The following is an 18687-nucleotide window of genomic DNA, read 5'->3' as shown; positions in this document are numbered from 1 at the left end:
GATGACCGTACGGGACGCGCGCGTCATCGGATCGCTCCGCGGACGCGGGGGTCGACGAGCGCCTGGATGATGTCGGCGAGCAGCGAGCCGATGACGGTGGCGAGCGCGATCACCATGACGGTGCCGAGCAGGATCGGGTAGTCGGACGTCTGCGCGGCGTTCCAGAACAGCAGCCCCATGCCGGGGTAGTTGAACACCGACTCGATGACCAGCGCGCCGGAGAACAGCACCGGCAGGTAGTAGCCGAGCATCGCGATGATCGGGGTCAGCGAGTTGCGCATGATGTGCAGCCACACGACCCGGCGTTCGGAGGCGCCCTTGGCCCGCGCGGTCCGTACGTAGTCCTCGGCGAGGTTGTCGAGCACCGCCGACCGCATGTACCGGCTGAACGCCGCGACCGTGGCGATCGCCCCGGCGAGGACGGGCAGGATCAGCGCGCGGGAGTCGGCGAACAGCGCGCCGAGCGACTGGCCCTGGGGCGCCTGCGGGGGCAGGATCGGGATCTTCTCGGTGAAGACGATGACGAGGATGAGCGCCAGGAAGAAGACCGGCGTCGCGTACCCGATGAACACCACGGTCGTGACCGCGTAGTCGGTCAGGCCGCGGCGCCGCCGTCCCTGCCACACGCCCAGCGGGATCGCGACGAGCAGCGCCACCAGCGTCGACAGCCCGGTCAGGACGAGCGTCTTGGGCAGCCGTTGGGAGATGAGCGAGCCCACGGACTGGTTCAGCGTGTACGAGTCGCCGAGGTCGCCGTGCAGCAGGCGGCTGAGGAACGCCCAGTACTGCTGGACCAGCGACTTGTCGAAGCCGTGCTCGTGGTTGAACGCCGCGATGGCCTGCGGGCTGGCCTGGGGGCCGAGGATGCCCCGGGCGGGCCCGCCGGGGACCGAGTGCAGCAGCAGGAAGACGATCACGGTCACCAGCAGGATGACGACGATCGACTGCCCGAGGCGCTTTGCCAGGAAGCGAATCAACGGGGTTCCTCCGGCCAGAGTGAGGCCCGGGACGGCCGGCGGCCGTCCCGGGCGCGTCGGTTACTTCGCGAGGTACCAGCGCTGCGGCTGCATGGCGGCCAGGGGGTCCTGGACGACGCCGCGCAGGTTGTTGCGGATCGCCGACACCTGGTACGCGGGGTTCGGCATCCAGATCACCGGGAGCTGCTTGGCGAGGTAGGAGCTGTACTGCTGCATCGCCTGGGGGTCCGAGGAGCTCGTCGACTCCTTGACCAGCTTGTCGGCCGTGGGGTCGCTGTAGCTGCCGAGGTTGGTGCCCGCGTCGGTGGAGAAGATCTGTTCACCGCTCGGGTACGCCGGGAAGTACCAGCTGCCCTGGGTGCCGAAGAAGGAGAGCTGCCAGGAGCAGGTCGACTGGTTCGGCTTGCACTCCGGGCTGTGGTCCAGGACGGAGTTGAGCGGCTCCGACTTGATCGACAGCGCGATGCCGATCTTCGACAGGGAGGACTGCAGCTCCTGCATCGTGTTGTCGGTCTCGGTGCTGCCGCTCTCGGTCAGCAGCGAGAACTTCAGCTGCGTGCCCGCCTTGATCCCGGCCCCGCACTGGTCGGCCCCGGTGCCCGGCTTCGTGCAGGAGGCGACGTTGCCGGTGATCGTCCAGCCGTGCGACGTGATCAGCGCCTTGGCCTTGTTCACGTCGTAGGGGTACGGGTTGTTCTTCTGGTCCTGGGACAGGTACTTCGACACCGGCTGCTGGGGCACCGGCCCGTACCCGGGGGCGGCCTGGTCGTGCCAGATCACCCGCGAGATGGTCGCCTGGTCGATCGACATCTGCACGGCCTGCCGGATGTAGAGCTGCTTGAAGACCGCGCCCATCTCCGGGTTGTTGAAGTTGTACGGGATGTAGGTGATCGCCCAGCCGTTCCAGGGCTTCACCTGGTAGCCGCTGTTCTCGATGGTCTTCTGCTGCGAGGTCGCGAGCGCCGGCAGGTAGCCGTAGTCGACGCCGCCGGCGCGCAGGACGTTCAGCTCCGCCTGGGCGGAGGTGAACGGCTTGAACGTGACGGTGTCCAGGTGGGCGGCGTCGTCACCGGTGTACTTCGCGTTCTTGGCGAGCGTCACCTGGCCGGTGGTGGTGAACTCCTTCACCGTGAACGGCCCGTCCGCGACCTTCCACAGCGGGTTGCTCGCGTACGCCGACAGCTTGCCGGCCTCGCCGATGAGGTACTTGAACACCTTCTTGGCGCCGTCGGTCGTGCGGTCGTAGTCGCCGACCTTGCCGCCGGCGGTCTCGACGTCCCACGCCGACTGCGGCATCGGCGTGACGTAGGTGAGCTGGTTCGCGGTGAACCAGTCCGGGTTGTACGCCTTGTTCAGGTCGAGCTTGAACGTCTTGTCGTCCACCGTCGTGAACTTCGCGACGTTGTCCGGCAGGTCGCCCTTGCTGTAGTTGCCCCACTGGTCCTTGTTGGCCTTGGCCAGGTTGAACCAGAACTCCACATCACGGGTGGTGACCTTCTGGCCGTTCGCCCAGGTCAGGTCCTTCAGCGTGATCGTGACCGTCTTGCCGCCGCCTGAGTAGACCGGGGTCTTGGCCGCGCCGGCCTTCTCGTCGAGTGCCACGGTGCCGCTGGACCCGTTGTAGGAGTACAGCGGCAGGAAGACGTTCTGCCGGATCGCGCTGTTGTACCCGGCCAGGTGGCCGGGGGTGCCCAGCGGGAAGATCCAGTTCGGCGTGGCGTTGGGCGGCAGCGCGAACGTCACCGACCCGCCCTGCTGCGGCGTGCCGCCGGTCGCCGACGACCCCTGCCCACTGCCGGAGGAACATCCGGCCACCAGCAGTGCGGCGCCCACGCCGAGCACCGCCAGCGGGGTGCGCGCGGCCGTCGGGAACGAAGGCCATGGTCTCTTCATCGGTGCTCCTGATGGGAGGAACGGACGTCGTCCGCAGGTTTCAGCGAGTCGTTCGGCCGACCGACCGGGGGCTTCGTTCGAGTGGCCGGTCCGGCGGGGGTCGGTGGCGATGTGGCGGTGACGATACAGCGCCCTGTCGAACCAAGACAAGACCAAATCGAAACAAGTGACGCACCTAGCTCCCCGAAACCGCCTGGTCACGGTCGCATAACGAGGTCACCCGGTGGACTGCCGTCACATCGGTTGCTATTGTCCGACCGAATCAACCGAAGTAACGTTCGGATCCGAAGCAAGTCTCCTGAACATTCGATTAAGGGAGCCGCCGTGTCGGCCGCGCACATCATCGGGCTCGTCGCGTCGGGCCAGGCCACGTCGCGGGCCGAGCTGGCCCGGTTGCTCGGCTGGGCTCCGTCGACGGTCTCCGCCCATGTGCAGGAGCTGCTCGACGCCGGCCTGCTCCTGGAGTCCGGTGAGGGCCGCTCGCGCGGCGGCCGGCGACCGCGGTTGCTCAGCGTCCCCGCCGGTGAGGGCGTGATGCTCGCCGCCGACCTGGGCGGCCATCACGCGCGCCTGGCAGCGTTGGACGGGACGGGCCGGCCCCAGAAGATCCGTGATCAGGAGATGGACGTCAGCGCCGGGCCGGAAGCCGTCCTGGACCAGATCATGGACGCGCTCGAGGAGCTCGGCGACGGCCGCCCGGTGCTCGGCGTCGGGATCGGGCTGCCCGGACCGGTCGACCTCGACGGCGTCATGGTCGGGCCCTCGCGGATGCCCGGCTGGCACGGCTACTCCGTGCGCGAGCGGATGAGCAGGCGGTTCCAGGCCCCCCTCGTCGTGGAGAACGACGCCAACCTCATGGCGATGGGCGAGACCGTCGCGCGCGGGCCGGACCTCCGCGACTTCGTCTTCGTCAAGGCTGGCACGGGCGTCGGCGCGGCCGTCGTGAGCGACGGCCGGCTGCACCGGGGCGCCCGCGGCTTCGCCGGCGACATCACCCACAACCGCGTCCCGGCGGGCGGCGACCGGCCGTGCAGCTGCGGCAACTTCGGCTGCCTGGAGACGATCGCCAGCGGTGCCGCGCTGGTCGCCGCCGTGAACGGCGACGGCGTCGACGTCAAGAGCACCGCCGACCTCGTACGCCTGGCCCGCGACCGGCACCCGACCGTCACGACCAACGTCAGGTTCGCCGGCCGGCAGCTCGGCGAGGTCCTCACCACGATCGTGAACTTCCTGAACCCCCAGGCGGTCGTCCTCAGCGGCGCGCTGGCCGGCTGCGACCTGTTCGTGGCGGCGGCGCGTGGCGTCCTGTACGAGCGATGCCTGCCCCCGACCACCCAGGACCTGGAGATCGCGGAGAGCGTCGCCGGGCCCGACGCCGGCCTGCTGGGCATCGGCCGCCTCATCCTCGACCAGGGCGTGGCCCTGGCCTCCTCCTGACCCCGCCGCCCTGAACGAAGGGACACCCCGTGACAGCACTCCGCGTCGGCATCGCCGGCATCGCGATCGAGTCGAGCACTTTCTCCCCGCACCTGACCCGCCTGGACGACTTCACCGTCACCCGGGACGACGCCCTGCTCGCGCGCTACGCCTGGATCCGGGAGCCGCGACCGTGGTGCGCGGAAGTGGAGTGGGTGCCGCTGCTGCACGCGGTCTCACTGCCGGGCGGCGCCGTCGACCCCGACGTGTACGACGCCCTCGAGGCCGAGATCGTGGAACGTGCCAAAGCCGCAGGTCCGCTGGACGGCCTGTTCTTCGACATCCACGGCGCCATGAGCGTCACCGGGCGCACCGACGCGGAGGCCGGCCTGGCCGCCGCCGTACGGGCGGCCGTCGGCCCGGACACGCTGATCTCGGCGTCCATGGACCTGCACGGGAACGTCTCCCGCGAGCTCGCCTCGACGGTCGACCTGATCACCTGTTACCGGATGGCGCCGCACGAGGACGCCTGGGAGTCCCGCGAGCGGGCGGCACGCAACCTCGTGACCCGGCTGCGCGACGGCGGCCGGCCGCGCAAGGCCTGGGTGCAGGTGCCGGTCCTGCTGCCCGGAGAGAAGACGAGCACCCGCATCGAGCCCGCCAAGAGCCTGTACGCCCGCGTGCCGGAGGTCGAGGCGATGCCCGGCGTGCTGGACGCCGCGATCTGGGTCGGGTACGCCTGGGCCGACGAGCCCCGCTGCCGCGCCGCCATCGTCGTCACCGGCGACGACGAGACGACGATCACCGAGCAGGCGCGCGGGCTGGCCGAGGCGTACTGGAAGGCCCGCGCGGACTTCGCCTTCGTCGCCCCCACCGGCACCCTGCGGGACTGCCTCCGGTCCGCCATCGACAGCGACGCCCGCCCGTTCCTGATCAGCGACTCCGGCGACAACCCGACCGCGGGCGGCGCCGGTGACGTCTCCGCCACGCTGGAGTACCTGCTCGGGGTCGAGGAGCTCCGCCTCGGGAAGGTCAGCGCGATCTACGCGAGCATCCAGGACCCCGAGGCGGTGGCCGCCGCGTTCGCCGCCGGCGAGGGCGCCGAGGTCGTGCTCCGGGTCGGCGGGAAGATCGACCCGAACCCGGCCGGGCCGGTCGCCCTTGCGGGCACCGTTCAGGCCCTGCGCCGCGACGACCCGGTCGGCGGCGACGTCGCCGTGATCCAGACCGGCGGGCTGCAGGTCATCGTGACCGCCCGCCGCAAGCCGTACCACGAGATCCGCGACTTCACCTTCCTCGGCCTCGACCCCGCGGCGACCGACCTGGTGATCGTCAAGATCGGTTACCTGGAGCCGGAACTGTACGACCTCGCCGCCGACTGGCTGCTCGCGCTCACCCCCGGCGGCGTCGACCAGGACCTGCTCCGCCTCGGCCACCACGGCGTACGGCGGCCGCTGTTCCCATTCGACACCGACATGCCCGACCCGGATCTGACGCCCGAACTGCTCTGATCCACCCTCCTCGCGAAAGGAACCGAAAAGTGCGTTACGAGATCTGCCTGGAGTCGGCCGACGGCGTCGCCGCCGCGGCGGAGGCCGGCGCGGACCGGGTCGAGCTCTGCGCCGCCCTGCTCGAGGGCGGGATCACGCCGAGCATCGGGATGGTCGAACAGGCCGTCGCCCTCGCCGCCGGCCGCATCAAGGTCCATGTGATCATCCGCCCGCGCGGCGGCGACTTCGTGTACGGCCCCGCCGAGGTCGCGGCGATGCTCCGCGACATCGAGGCGGTCAAGGCCGCGGGCGCGGACGGCGTCGTCATCGGCGCGCTGACCCCGGACGCGCAGATCGACACGGAGCTGTGCGCGCGGCTCGTCGAGGCCGCCCGACCGCTCAGCGTCACCTTCCACCGGGCGTTCGACGTCACCCGCGACCCCGAGGCGGCGTTCGAGGACGTCGTCGGGCTCGGCGTGGACCGGCTGCTCACCTCCGGCGCGGCCCCCTCGGCCCTGGAGGGCACGGATCTGATCGCCCGCCTCGTCGAGAAGGCCGCCGGGCGGATCACCATCCTCCCGGCCGCCGGCATCAACGAGCGCACCGCCGCCCGCGTCGTCGAGGCGACCGGTGCCCAGGAGCTGCACTTCACCGCCTCGGAGGAGCTGCCGTCGTCGTCCCGCTTCACCCGGCCGGGCATCTACATGGGCGGCGCGCTTTACCCGCCGGAGACCGTCCGCCCCGTCACCACGACGGCCCGGGTCCAGAGCATCATCGCCTCGGCCCCCTGATTCCGCCGAAATCATGCAAACTTCGGAGGGTGAAGATCTCCGACGGCGAACTACGGCGTATCCGATCCGGCCCAACCGAGGATGACGAGGAAGGCCTGTTCCTCGTACGGGTGTTCTTCACGGCGGCCGACCCGGCCGCCGTGATCGCCCGTGCGCGCGAGGTGCTCGAATGCGTCATCGAGCGGGTGGACTCATGGCCGGCGGAGAAAGAGTGGCCGGAGATCCTCCCCTCGTGGTTCGTCGAACGGTTCGCACCGGAGGTCGAGCGGCCGGTGCCGGGGCCGGTCTTCGATCCCGCTGCCAGGGCCGCCGCCTGGCTGGAACGCTGGCAGGCCATGACCCCCGCGGATCCGCCGGATGAGGCCGCCACGGACGAGGCGTGGCGCCTTTCGAACTGGCTCTACTCCTTCGACCCGAACGAAGAGGAGGGCGGCGGCGACCGGAGCTGGTGGTGGTGGGATGCCGGAACAGACGTGCCGGGCACGGGCTGGATCGACGTCGCCACGACCAGGCTGCCCTTCGGCACCGGAACGCTGTACTGGCTGATCGAGGCGAGCGGCGGAGCGAATCCCGGCTACTGATCGCGCCCGCCGCCTTATCGACGCACGAATGTCCACCTGAGGCGGCTCGCGTAGCATGTGACGATGCAGTCCACCGGGCGCAAACGTGGCGTTACGGCTTTATGGGACGTCGCACACCCCGCACGGCCCAGCCGGCTGGCCGGTGTCACCATGGCCGGCTTCGGTGTCCGTAACCTGGCAGCGGTTCGGATGGTCCCGCACCCGGCCGCGACGCTGGTCGTGGAGTTCGGCGCCGGCTCGCCCATCATGGACCATTCCGCCGGGCGGCAGCAGCGGGGAAGCCTCGTCGCCGGGATCGGGTTCGGCGTCGGAGGCGCGACGTGGGCGCGAGGAGAGAACGTCGAGTGCGTGCAGGTGCGACTGTCCCCGGTGATCGTGCACGCGGTTCTGGGCGTCTCCCCGGCCGACCTGGAGGGCGCCGTGGTGCCCCTCAACGACCTGTGGGGCCGGGAGGCGTCACGGATCCGCGAGCGACTGAGCGAAGTGTCCTCCTGGGAGGACCGGTTCGCCCTGACGGACACGTTGCTCGCCCGCCGGTACGAGGCGCGGTCGTCCCTGGATCCGGAGGTGGCCTGGGCCTGGAGGCGGATCGTCGCCGGCCACGGCCGGATCCGGATCGACCGGCTGGCGGCCGAGGTCGGCTGGAGCCGCAAGCGCCTGTGGTCCCGGTTCCACGCGCAGATCGGCCTGCCGCCCAAGCGCGCCGCGCGGCTGGTCCGCTTCGACCACGCCGCCGACCGTCTGTCCGCGGGTGAAGGCGCGGCCCGAGTCGCGGCCGACGGCGGCTACGCCGACCAGTCCCACCTGCACCGAGACGTCGTGGCCTTCAGCGGCGCGACCCCGTCGACCCTGACCAACGAGCCGTTCCTGGCCGTCGACGACGTCGCCTGGCCCGACCTCCGAACACCCGCCCGAGCCCCCATCCGCCGCGATAACGGATTCGGATACCTATGGGAGTAAGACGCAGGGCGGTCACAGGAATTCTGTGCGCGCTCACGCTGATGGCGTCATCCGGCGCGTGCGGCGATCGGAGCCGCCCGTCGCTCCCGGACAACACGACCGTGACCGGAGACGCGGATCGCGGTGTGCGATCGACGGTGGCGGAGTTCCTGACGCGGATCAGGGCGCACGACATCGACGGCGTGGCACGCCTTGAGGTGAAGCCGCAGGACGAGGACTGGAGAACCGCATACGCCGGATCCGGCTGGCTCGCCGGTAACTACGCCGACGCGCTACGTGGCGCCGTACATGTGGAGGTCAGGGACGACACTGAGCTAGAGCAGCAGTGGCACGTGTGCCTGCGGTTCGGATCCCCGGAGCGGAGTCTCCGGCTGACCGTGCTGGAGAGCGGGCAGAACGGCCATTTCTCCGCTGACGGTGGCCATCGTAAGTTGCTGCTCTCCGGCTTCGCCGAGGTCATAGGGGCACCGAAACCGAATCCAAGCGTCAAGCCCGGCACCTTTTGCGCCGCCGGCATCGTCGGCCCGCAGTGGGGTTAAGGGTTGTCAGGAGTCGGTGTGTGACCACACGCCGACTCCTGACACTCTTCTCGTCCAGCCGCTCACTTGGACATTCCGGCGGTCAGGCCGGCGACGATCTGTTTGGTGGCCACGAGGAAGAGGACGACTAGTGGGATCGTCGTGATGACCAGGCCGGCGGACAGTTGCGCGTGGGCGGCCTCGAACTCGCCGAAGAAGCGCGTCAGGCCGGTCGGCAGGGTCCACTGGTCGTCCTTCAACAGCACCAGCGGGAAGAAGAAGTCGTTCCAGAGTGGGATGAACTGGAACAGCGCCACGGTGGTCAGCGCCGGACGGACCATGGGGACCATGATCCGGGCGAAGATCCGCAGCTCGCCGGCGCCGTCGATGCGGGCCGCCTCCTCCAGCTCCATCGGCAACTGCCGGAAGAACGCCGTCAGCACGAAGACCGAGAACGGCACGCCGCTCCCCGCGTACACGCAGATCAACCAGAACCGGGCATCGACCCCGGGCAGCGACTGCGTGAGCGAGTTCACCAGGTAGAACACGGGGACGGCGCCGAGCCGGATCGGCAGCATGAGGCCGGCCAGGAAGTAGGACGACAGCACGCCGCGGCCGCGGAAGCGGTAGCGCCCCAGCGGGTAGGCGGCGAGCACCGAGACCCCCGTGCCGAGCACCACCGCGCTCACCGTGATCACGACGGAGTTGACGAAGTAGGTGCTGAAGTTGCCCGCCGACCAGGCGTGGGAGTAGTTCTCGAACACCGGGTGCAGGGGCAGGCCGAGCGGCTGGTTCGCCAGGTCCTTCTCGGTGCGCAGCGAGTTGAACGCCATGATGATGAGCGGGGCCAGCGCCGCCAGGGCGTACACCCAGAGCAGGATGGCCGAGGCCGCTCCGCCGACCCGGATCCGCCGCCGGGGCGGACGCGGGCGCGCGGCGACGGTGGACCGCTCGTTGACCGTGAGAGTGGTACTGGTCATGTGAGGCGTTCCTCCATCCGGCGGAAGACCTTGTTGGCCGCCAGCGACACCCCGAAGATCAGGACGAACATGCACACCGCGAGCGCGCACGACTGGCCGATGGCGTTCGGGTCCGGGTTCTCGAAGGCCGTCCGGTAGAACAGCAACCCGAGCGTGTCGGTGGCGAACCCGGGATTGCCCTGGGAACCCTGCAACGCGTAGATCAGGTCGAGCACGTTGAACGTGCCGATGAAGGTCAGCACGGTGACGATGCCCAGCACCGGCGTGAGCAGCGGCAGCGTGATCCGCCGGAACACCTGCCACGACGACGCGCCGTCGACGCGGGCGGCCTGCTCGTACTCGTCGGGGATGCCCGCCAGGGCGGCGCCGAACAGCAGCATCGGGAAGCCGACCCACTGCCAGGCGTTCACGACGATCGCCACGGGCAGCGCCAGGTGCGGGTCACCGCGCCAGGGCTGCGCCAGCGAGCCGAGACCGACGCCGCGCAGCGCGGCGTTCACCGCGCCGAACTGCGGGTTGAGCATGATCGACCAGAGGTAGCCGACCACGACGGGGCTGACCAGGTGCGGCAGCGTGTAGGCGGTCTGCAGGAACCGCTTGCCGCGCCGGGACTTGTGCAGCAGCACGGCGAACGCCAGGCCGAGGGTGGTCTGGATCAGCATCGTGCCGATGAAGAACAGGCAGTTGTGGCCGAGGGCGCGCCACACCTGCTCGCTCAGCGGGTACTTGGTGAACAGCTGGTGGAAGTTGGACAGGCCGGTGAAGCCGTCCTGCTTGTTCCCCGACCAGGAGTACAGGCTGTACTGCGCGGCGGAGACCAGCGGATAGATGATGAACACCGTGTACAGCGCCAGAGCGGGCAGCAGGAAGGTCAGCAGGACCCGGCGGCGGGGTCGCCCGCCGCCGGTGCCGACCGGACGCTTCAGCCTCCGCTGGGCTTGAACCACGCCGAGATGCCCTTCTGGACGAGCTTGCCCGCGTCCGCGGCCGAGGTGCCGCCCAGCATCTTCTGCAGGGCCTGCCCCTCCTGGTCACGGCCGAGCGGGTTCCCGTAGCCGAAGTCGACGACCATGATGTACGTCGCCCCGTGCTGCTGGTAGCCCTGGTAGGCCTGGGTGAGCAGCGGGTCGCCGGGGGTCGTGCCGGGCACGGCCGAGATCTGCTTCAGCGAATTGGCGTACAGCTGCCCGAACTCCGGCGTCGCCATCCACTTGACCAGCTCGAGCGCCTCGGTCTTGTGCTCCGAGTGCGCGTTCACGCCGAACGACCCGTCGACGTAACCGGAGGTCAGCGGCTGGTTCACCTTGGCGCCCGGCGCCGGCGGGGCGTCGAAGAAGCCGATCTGCAGGTCCGGCGTCGTCTTGGTGAACGGCCCGATCTCGTACGAGCCGCCCGGGTACATCGCGGCCTTGCCGCTGGTGAACAGCGTCTGCGCGTCGGGGTAGTCGACGGCGGTGACCTGGTTCGGGAAGTACGGCTTCAGGTCCACGACGGTCTGCAGCGAGGCCGTGTAGTCCGGGTCGGTGAAGTCCTTCTTGCCGGTGAGAACGGCCTGCTCGAAGTCGTTGCCGCCCTCGCGCGTCGCGCCGAAGATCTGGTGGTCGATGGCCAGCACCCACGGCTGCAGGCCGCTCGTGGCCATCGGGGTGATGCCGGCCTTCTTGAGCTTGTCGCAGGCGGCGGTGAAGTCGGCCCACGTCGTCGGCGGCTGGATGCCCTGGTCGGCGAAGATCTTCTTGTTGTAGAGGATCCCGAGCGTCTGCAGGGCGTACGGGACGCCGTACAGCTTGCCGTCCTCCTTGCCCTTGGCCGCCTGCAGCACCTTGTCCTGCCAGCCGCTGACATTCACCTGGCCGTCGAGCGGCACCAGGTTGCCCGCCTTGATGTAGGACTGCAGCGGCCCGTACGGCTTGAGCTGGACGACGTCCGGCCCGCCCGTCGCCTTCTTCAAGTCGTTCGGCAGCACCGTCAGGTAGTCGGTGCTCTTGATCGGCTTGTAGTCGAGGATGACCTTCGGGTGCTTCTTCTCGTACGCGTCGAAGATCTTCTGGTATCCCGCGGTGTCCTCGGGACGCCAGGTCTCGACCGTGAGATGGATCTTGCCGCCGCCACTATTCGTGCTCGGTGCGCACGCCGGGAGGGCGAGGGCTGCGCCCAACGCCGCGACGAGCGCGCAGAATTTCCGCATGAGGAGGTGGACCCCTTTCTGAGCTGCCCCCGACGTCTTACTACTGGCCCTCGGGCCGGATCCTGCGCATCGCTTCCCGCACCGAGCCTCCGGTCGCCTCCAGCGCTCCGGCGGCGCGGTCGGAAGGCACGTCGCACAACAGGGCGAGCAACGCGATGCGCGTGTCACCGCCGGCCTCCGCCAGCGCCGCCGCGCACGTCTCGGCGTCCAGACCGGTCGCCTCGACCAGGATCTTGATCACGCGACCGCGCAGCTTCGAGTTGAGCGCGTTGACGCTGACCATGAGGTTGGAGTAGGTGCGGCCGAGCCGCACCATGACAGCGGTGGACATGGCGTTCAGCACCAGCTTGGTGGCGGTGCCCGCCTTCATCCGGGTCGAGCCGGTGACGGCCTCCGGCCCGGTCTCCACGGCGATGTTGACGTCGACCTCCGCGCCGAAAACCGCCTGCGGATTCGAGCTGATCAACGCGGTGTGCGCACCCTGCTTGGCCGCGGCGCGCAGCGCGCCGACGACGTACGGCGTGCGGCCGCTCGCGGTGATGCCGACGGCCAGCTCGCCGAGGCGCACGTCCGCGGCGTCGCGGGCCCCGAGGTCCTCGTCGTCCTCGACGCCCTCCGTCGCCTGGTAGAGCGCGTCGGTCCCGCCCGCGTGGTGGGCGACGAAGAGGTCCGGACTGACACCGAACGTCGGCGGGAGCTCGGCGGCGTCCAGCACCGCGAGCCGCCCGGAGGTGCCGGCGCCGAAGTAGTGCACCCGCCCGCCGCCGCGCAGCGCGTCGACGGCGAGGTCGGCGGCCCTGGCGAGCTGCGGCAGCACCTTCGCCACCGCGCCGGGGACCTGCTCGTCCTCGGCGTTGATCAAACGAAGCACGTCCAGGGTGGGCAGCAGGTCGATGTCGACGGTGCGCGGATTGCGACCCTCGGTGGGGACCCCCTGCAGAACCCCGACGGAGAGGCGATCGGTCACCTGCGTCTCCGATCTGATCCGACGCGGCGGACCCGGACCGCTTCGCGGGTCGCCTCCAGGGCCTGACGGGTCGGTTCGTACGTGCGCTGCGCGACGCCGACGAAGACGCAGTCGACGACGGTCAGCTGGGCCAGTCGGCTCGCCGTGGCGCCCGACCGGAAGGTGGTCTCGCGGGCCGCCGTGGTCAGGACGTAGTCGGCGACCTCGGCGATCGGCGAGCGCGGGAAGTTGGTCAGCGCGACCGTGGTCGCACCGCGCCGCTTGGCGACGTTGAGCGCGTCGATGGTGTCGACCGTGGTGCCGGTGTGGGAGATGCCGACCGCGACGTCCCCGGGCTCCAGTACGGCCGCGCTGGTGAGCATGATGTGCGCGTCGGACCAGCCGTAGGAGGTGCGCCCGATGCGGTGCAGCTTCTGCTGGAAGTCCAGGGCGACGAACGCGCTGGCCCCCACGCCGTAGATGTCGACCCGGCGCGCGTCGACGATGGCCGCGACCACCCGTTCGAGCGCTTCGATGTCGAGCTGGTTGGCGGTCTCCTCGACCGCCCGCGCGTCGGCGAAGGAGATCTTCTCCACGACCTGCTGGAGCGTGTCATCGGTGCTGATGTCGCTGCCGACGACCCGCCCGCCGGTCACCCCCTGGGCGCGCCCGGCCTCGGTGGCCAGGGTCAGCCGCAGCTCCGGGTAGCCGGCGAAGCCGATCGCCCGGCAGAACCGGATGACCGTCGTCTCGGAGGTCCCGCACGCCTGGGCGAGCTCGGTGATGGTGGAGTTGGCCACCGCCTCGGGGTCGTCGATGACGCGCTGGGCGACGCGCGCCTCCGCGGGGGGCAGCGAGGGCAACAGGGAACGGACGCGAACGACCGTGCTGAGCGACGCGCTCGCACTGTCGGCCGCGGACCCGGGGTCGGGCCCGACCTTGCTCATGCAGGAAATTTTCCGACGAAAACCGTTCCCTGTCAATATGCCATGTTCTACGGTCACAGTGTGTGTTCCAATTTGAGAGGCCCGTATGTCGTGGGAGTGGATGCCGGCGGCACCAACACTCGTGCCACGATCGTCACTCTCGACGGTGTTGTCGCTGGTCGTGGCCGTGGTCCTGGCGCCAATCCTAACTCCAGCGCCGATCCGGCCGACGCCCTGACCAGGGCCGTCGGATCCGCTCTGGGGGACCTGGACCCGCTACGGGTGGTAGGCGGCGTTTTCGGGATCGCCGGGGCCGGCGCGGCCGGACGACCGAAAGCGGTCGCCGCCGCGAACGCCGCGTGGCGGGCGCTGGGCCTTCCCGGCACGCCGGAAGTGGTCACCGACATCGCAGTGGCGTTCGCCGCCGGGAGTCCCGCGCCCGCCGGGCTCGTGGTCTTCGCCGGCACCGGAGCGGGCGCCGCCGTGGTCGACGACGGCGAGGTGGTACGCCGCGCCGACGGCTACGGGTGGCTGGTCGGCGACGAGGGCTCCGGCGTGTGGATCGGCGCCGAGGCGGTCCGCGCGGCGCTGCGCGCCTACGACGGGCGCGGTGCGCCCACCACCCTGGCCGAGAGCGTGCCGAGGCTGCTGCTCGGCGAGGCCGCCGGCCCGCTCCTCGCCGACGTCGACCTGAAGGCCCTGACCCTCGGCTCCGGCGACACCGGCGCGGCCGCGATGTCCTCCGGCGCCGCGCTGCCCCAGGCGGTGCTGAAGGAGGTGTACGGCGGGCCGCCCGCCGGGCTCGGCCGCGCTGCTCCCCTGGTGACCGCCGCGGCCGCCGCGGGCGACGAGGTGGCGCTGCGAATCGTCACGGAGGCCGCGCGGTGGCTGCTCGCCGACGTCGACGCCGTACGCCCGACGCTGGAGGAGATCATCGGCGCCGCCCGCGCGTCCGGGGACGAGGAGTCCGGGCCGGGCGTCGTGGTCGCCGGTTCGCTGCTCGAGAAGGGACCGGTCGCCGAGGCCGTACGCGCCGGGCTGTGCGAGCGGTTCGGCGTCGAGGCGTCCGTGGCCGCTGACGGCACCCTCGGCGCCACCCGGCTGGCCCTGCGCCGGGCCCGGTCCCGGGCGTCGGAGGAGTGATCGCCGAGGGCCCGGGGCCGGTGCCCCCCGACCCTCGGCGATCAGTCGATGAGGCCTCTGGTCAGCGGATGGCGTAGGCGCGGATCACCGTCTGGTCCACCGCGCCGTCGATCTTCGTCCGCAATGAGACGAATCCCTTGGCCGGGTTACGGAAGGACGCCACCCACCGTTCACCGTCGGCGCGCACGGGGACCGCAGTCCACGACTTGCCGTCGTCGAAGGACGTCCACAGCGACGGCTTCGCGCCCGCCTTCGCCTGCTGCGGGGTCAGCGTCAGCGTCTGCGTGGCGTTCGCCGGCGCCCGGTTCTCATCGTCGAGGGCCGTCCGGTACTGCACGGTCGGCAGCTTGATGACGTTGTCCTGGCCCACCGTGACGTCCCAGACCACGTGCTGGCTCGTCGCCAGGTCCGACCACGGCGCCGACCGGGTGGCGTTCGTGGTCAGGGTGTACCGGCCCGGCTCCGGACGCGCCCAGATCCGGCCGTAGCCCGCGACGAGGCTCTGGCCGATGGACTCGCCGGTCGAACTCACGAATGACGAATCACCCTTCATGAAGGAGTAGCCCCCGACGTTGCTCAGCCCGTCGGGCCCGGACAGCATCGCCGCCGAGTACCCGGCACCGTCACCCGTGTCGAGGACCAGTTCACCGCCGGCCGGGCCGAGCGGGCCCTTGTTCCAGCTCCGCGTGTACGTCCCCGCCTTTGGGAACCGCTCGTTGCGGAACAGAACGTCGTATTGCTCGAACGCGCAGTCCTCGGTGCCGATCTCCCCGGTGAAATCCCAGTCGAACCCCGGGGTGTAGTACTCGGTCCGCCTCGCCGGCAGATCTCTCGTGATCGTGCGGAAGACGGCGATGGCGCTGCTTCCGAAGTCGACACCCGTGTACTGCTGGGCGCAGGCGGGTCTGCCCTCGCCGGCGTACTCGACCTTCACGGCCGCCAGGTCCTTCGTGCGGACGCTCAGATTCGGGTCCGTGGGGATGCCCGCCGCCTTCCGCGCGACGTTGTACGCGTACGGGCTGCCCTCTTCCTTGCCTCCCTGGGTCAGCAGCGACTGCAACTCGTACTCGACACCGCCCTCCGCGGCGGCCGGGGTGACGTAGAGGTGGTCGCCGTCGATCTCGCCGACGTCCCGGAACGCGCCGCCGATCCGCTGGGAGATCCAGATGACGGTCCCCGCCGGTATCGCCCCTTCCTTGTCCACCTCCACGTGGACGGGATTGGCCTTCCGTGCGTCCAGCGTGAGCGACAGATCGCCGGTCACGCTCACCTTCGGCAGGTAGATGAGCGACTTGGAGGTCGTCCGGCCCGCCTCCGGCGTCTTCACGACCACATAGATGGCGTAGTCACCGGGGGGCAGCGACCCCCCGGCGTGCCCATTGACCACTTCGGTGAGGAACGGGTCGCTACCGTCAAGCGGCCAGATGCTGAGCCGGCTCACCTCATCCGACGTGGCGACCGCACCGTTGCGGTCGAGCACCGTGACCTCCACCCGGTGCTCACCCGCCGCCATGGTCCGCGACAACCGCCGGAAAGACGGCGTCTTCTTCTTGTGTTTGATCTCCATCTCGCGGTGGAACGTCCCGTGCCCGCCTTGCGCCGGTTCCGCCTTGACCGGCGAGGCTGGTGCCGTCGCCAGCGCGTGCGGGACGGGACCCGCCGCGACCAGGGCCAGGGCTCCCAGCCCGACCAGCGTCCTCTTGACCATTCCGTCTCCTTGCCACTCGAGCGCATTCGCGGCGCCGGGGAACGGACGTTGTTGATCAACGTCTCCCCCCACCTGTCCGGAGAGAGGCAGGGAGTTCCCGAAGATCGGCGTCCTTCCATGCTTCGCCGATGGCGGGAGAAGTCTTCCGAGGACCGAGGGATGATCGCCTTTACGCGGCGGCGGGTTCGGGTGAGGATTCTCTAAGAGCGTGGGACGGCGACCGGCGGGGTCTCGCCGTCCCACGCTCCGTATCGGGGAGTCGGCCGGTTCAGGTGCCGCCTCATCGATCCGGACATCGATGAGGCGCGCACACCGGCGAGCGGGCCTACTTGTGGTTACGGAAGGTCAGCCCGGTTCCGAAGGGGTAGAGGGGCGTGTTCGGGTCGCCCGCGACGGGGATCATGACGGGCAGCTTCCCCTTGGGGCTGATCTCGCCGAACAGTACCTTGGTCAGCGACTCCAGCGTCGCCGGCGTGTAGCCGTAGGTGACCAGGTAGTTCTTCGCCTCGGGGAAGTAGCCGATGTCGTACGCGTCGCGCACCGCCGCCACGATGACCGGCTTGCCGGTGGCCACGAGCGCCTTGACGAGGTTGGCCTGACCCGGACCGTTATGTCCCGACTCGGTCGAGACGTCCCAGGCGCGGTTGGTGGTGACGATGACGAGATCGTTGTCCTTCGCCTTGGCCACGGCCTGGTCGATCGTCGCCTGCGACGGGCTCGTGCCGGTCTGGTAGACGGTCGTGGCCGGGCCCCGCTTGGTGATGTCGGCGGCGAGCGTCTGGGTCGTCGCGACGCCGTAGCCGGTCACGAGGACCTTGCGGCCGTCCTTGTTCAGCGGCAGTGCGTCGTTCTTGACCAGTGTGATGGTGCGGTCGGTGACCCGCTGCTCGGTGGCGAGGTGCGCCGGCGTGCCGACCTTCTGGGCGACCTTGCTCTCGTCGACGTACGGGTTGCTGAACAGGCCGTGCGTCTTCTTCACCTCGAGGAGCCGGTACACCGACTCGTCGATCCGGGACTCGGTCAGCTCGCCGCTCTTCACCGCGTTGATCACGGAGCCCAGCTGCAGGTCGAACAGGCCGTTGCCCTTCGCGTCCGTCGGCGGCTTCTCCAGCTCGTCCGCGCCCGCCTTGATGGCGAGCACCGGCACGCGGTCGTCGCCGTACTTGTCGCGGACGCCCTGCATGCCGAGGGCGTCGGTGGCGATGACGCCCTTGAAGTGCAGCTCGCCCCGCAGGATGCCGGTGAGAATCGGCTTGGACAGCGTCGCCGGGTCACCGGACGGGTCCAGCGCCGGGACGACGATGTGCGCCGTCATGATCGAGTCGACGCCGTGCGCGATGGCCGCCTTGAAGGGCGGCATGTCGAGCTTCTCCCACTGCTCGCGCGTGTGGTTGATGACCGGCACGCCGGTGTGGCTGTCGGTGGCGGCGTCGCCGTGGCCCGGGAAGTGCTTGGCCGTCGGGATGACGCCCGCGGCCTGGTAGCCGTCGACCTCGGCCGCCACGAACTTCGAGACGAGCTGCGGGTCGGAGCCGAAGGACCGGACGCCGATCACGGGGTTGGCCGGGTTGGTGTTGACGTCGGCGTCGGGGGCGTAGTCGGTGTTGATGCCGATCGCCCGCAGCTCCTGCCCGGTGATCTTCGAGGTCTCGTACGCGTCCTTGGGCCGGCGTCCGGCCCCGAGGGCCTGGCTGCCGGGGAACTGGGTGAACGGCGCCGGGACGCGGGTCACCACGCTGCCCTGCTCCTGGTCCGTGACGATCGTCATCGGAATGGGCACCCGCTGGCGCATCGCGGCCTGCTGGATCCCGTTGGACAGGTGCGCGACCTGCTGCGGGCTCGCGAGGTTGGGCGGATCCACGGAGTAGTAGATGATCCCGCCCGGGTGGTACTTGTCGATGAGCTGCGCGGCGTTGTCCACCCCGTACAGCTTCCGGTTGGCCGCGACGGCGGCCGGGTCCGTGGTGTCGGCACTGGTGCCGTACACCTGCAGGACGAACATCTGGGCGACCTTCTCCGCAAGGGTCATCTTGTGGAGGATCCGCAGGACGCTCTGGTCCTTGCCGGGCGATGACGCGGCCTGGGCGGTTCCCGCACCCAGACCCGCGATCGCCACCAATGACGCCGTGCTGATCGCGGCGAGCCGTCGGCGACGGGACATCCAGACTCC

General features: G+C 70.0%; 16 protein-coding genes. 7 read left to right on the top strand and 9 right to left on the bottom strand.

The genetic code is table 11. The annotated features are described in order from the left end of the window. Positions 1-23: 23 nt before the first annotated feature. Both AB0K82_RS10505 and AB0K82_RS10500 read right to left on the bottom strand, forming a co-directional pair. On the bottom strand, positions 24-977 hold the full coding sequence (locus AB0K82_RS10505) for an ABC transporter permease (protein WP_345353502.1): 954 nt from the start codon (positions 975-977) through the stop codon (positions 24-26). A 60-nt stretch (positions 978-1037) separates the two neighbouring features. Beyond that, entirely contained in the window at positions 1038-2870 is a 1833-nt protein-coding gene (locus AB0K82_RS10500) for a peptide ABC transporter substrate-binding protein (protein ID WP_364395111.1), read from the bottom strand. 324 nt (positions 2871-3194) lie between these two features. Between AB0K82_RS10500 and AB0K82_RS10495 the strand changes: the two genes are divergently transcribed. The 6 genes from AB0K82_RS10495 to AB0K82_RS10470 all read left to right on the top strand — a co-directional run bounded on the left by AB0K82_RS10495 (position 3195) and on the right by AB0K82_RS10470 (position 8647). Further along, a complete protein-coding gene (locus AB0K82_RS10495) occupies positions 3195-4307 on the top strand; it encodes an ROK family transcriptional regulator (protein WP_364395109.1) in 1113 nt (370 codons plus the stop codon). Between the two features lie 29 nt (positions 4308-4336). Beyond that, positions 4337-5797 carry a M81 family metallopeptidase gene (locus AB0K82_RS10490; protein ID WP_364395107.1) on the top strand — a complete coding sequence of 487 codons (1461 nt, stop codon included), beginning with the start codon at positions 4337-4339 and terminating at the stop codon, positions 5795-5797. Between the two features lie 29 nt (positions 5798-5826). Continuing rightward, the gene (locus AB0K82_RS10485) at positions 5827-6567 is read left to right on the top strand and encodes a copper homeostasis protein CutC (RefSeq protein WP_364395105.1); all 741 of its coding nucleotides are present in this window, start codon (positions 5827-5829) and stop codon (positions 6565-6567) included. Positions 6568-6596: 29 nt separating this feature from the next. Then, positions 6597-7148 carry a hypothetical protein gene (locus AB0K82_RS10480; RefSeq protein WP_364395103.1) on the top strand — a complete coding sequence of 184 codons (552 nt, stop codon included), beginning with the start codon at positions 6597-6599 and terminating at the stop codon, positions 7146-7148. A 189-nt stretch (positions 7149-7337) separates the two neighbouring features. After that, positions 7338-8108 carry a helix-turn-helix domain-containing protein gene (locus AB0K82_RS10475; protein WP_364395101.1) on the top strand — a complete coding sequence of 257 codons (771 nt, stop codon included), beginning with the start codon at positions 7338-7340 and terminating at the stop codon, positions 8106-8108. A gap of 101 nt (positions 8109-8209) precedes the next feature. Beyond that, positions 8210-8647: a hypothetical protein gene (locus AB0K82_RS10470; RefSeq protein WP_364395099.1), complete on the top strand. Its 438-nt coding sequence runs from the start codon at positions 8210-8212 to the stop codon at positions 8645-8647. Positions 8648-8709: 62 nt separating this feature from the next. On the opposite strand, the gene AB0K82_RS10465 is transcribed toward AB0K82_RS10470, so the two are convergent. The 5 genes from AB0K82_RS10465 to AB0K82_RS10445 are packed head-to-tail and all read right to left on the bottom strand — an operon-like array spanning position 8710 to position 13687. Next, complete coding sequence (locus AB0K82_RS10465; RefSeq protein ID WP_364395097.1) at positions 8710-9606, bottom strand: carbohydrate ABC transporter permease; 897 nt, start codon at positions 9604-9606, stop codon at positions 8710-8712. Continuing rightward, positions 9603-10553 carry a sugar ABC transporter permease gene (locus AB0K82_RS10460; RefSeq protein ID WP_364395095.1) on the bottom strand — a complete coding sequence of 317 codons (951 nt, stop codon included), beginning with the start codon at positions 10551-10553 and terminating at the stop codon, positions 9603-9605. The genes AB0K82_RS10465 and AB0K82_RS10460 overlap by 4 nt, the downstream gene beginning before the upstream one ends. Then, the gene (locus AB0K82_RS10455) at positions 10529-11794 is read right to left on the bottom strand and encodes an extracellular solute-binding protein (protein WP_364395093.1); all 1266 of its coding nucleotides are present in this window, start codon (positions 11792-11794) and stop codon (positions 10529-10531) included. The genes AB0K82_RS10460 and AB0K82_RS10455 overlap by 25 nt, the downstream gene beginning before the upstream one ends. Positions 11795-11834: 40 nt before the next feature. Next, positions 11835-12761, bottom strand: coding sequence for an N-acetylmuramic acid 6-phosphate etherase (gene murQ / locus AB0K82_RS10450; RefSeq protein WP_364395091.1), 927 nt, complete (start codon positions 12759-12761; stop codon positions 11835-11837). After that, on the bottom strand, positions 12758-13687 hold the full coding sequence (locus AB0K82_RS10445) for a MurR/RpiR family transcriptional regulator (RefSeq protein ID WP_364395089.1): 930 nt from the start codon (positions 13685-13687) through the stop codon (positions 12758-12760). The genes murQ and AB0K82_RS10445 overlap by 4 nt, the downstream gene beginning before the upstream one ends. A 90-nt stretch (positions 13688-13777) precedes the next feature. Here AB0K82_RS10445 and AB0K82_RS10440 point away from each other — a divergent pair, with 90 nt between their 5' ends. After that, positions 13778-14809, top strand: coding sequence for a BadF/BadG/BcrA/BcrD ATPase family protein (locus tag AB0K82_RS10440; RefSeq protein WP_364395087.1), 1032 nt, complete (start codon positions 13778-13780; stop codon positions 14807-14809). Between the two features lie 61 nt (positions 14810-14870). On the opposite strand, the gene AB0K82_RS10435 is transcribed toward AB0K82_RS10440, so the two are convergent. After that, positions 14871-16517: a hypothetical protein gene (locus tag AB0K82_RS10435; RefSeq protein ID WP_364395085.1), complete on the bottom strand. Its 1647-nt coding sequence runs from the start codon at positions 16515-16517 to the stop codon at positions 14871-14873. Between the two features lie 325 nt (positions 16518-16842). Further along, positions 16843-18678, bottom strand: coding sequence for a glycoside hydrolase family 3 protein (locus AB0K82_RS10430; protein ID WP_364395083.1), 1836 nt, complete (start codon positions 18676-18678; stop codon positions 16843-16845). Positions 18679-18687 lie beyond the last annotated feature (9 nt).

It is taken from the genome of Actinoallomurus sp. NPDC052274 (assembly GCF_040679475.1).
GTDB classification, from domain to species: Bacteria; Actinomycetota; Actinomycetes; order Streptosporangiales; family Streptosporangiaceae; genus Actinoallomurus; species Actinoallomurus liliacearum.
Note: the sequence above shows the minus strand (reverse complement) of the source record. Positions and strands in the feature narration are given on the sequence as shown.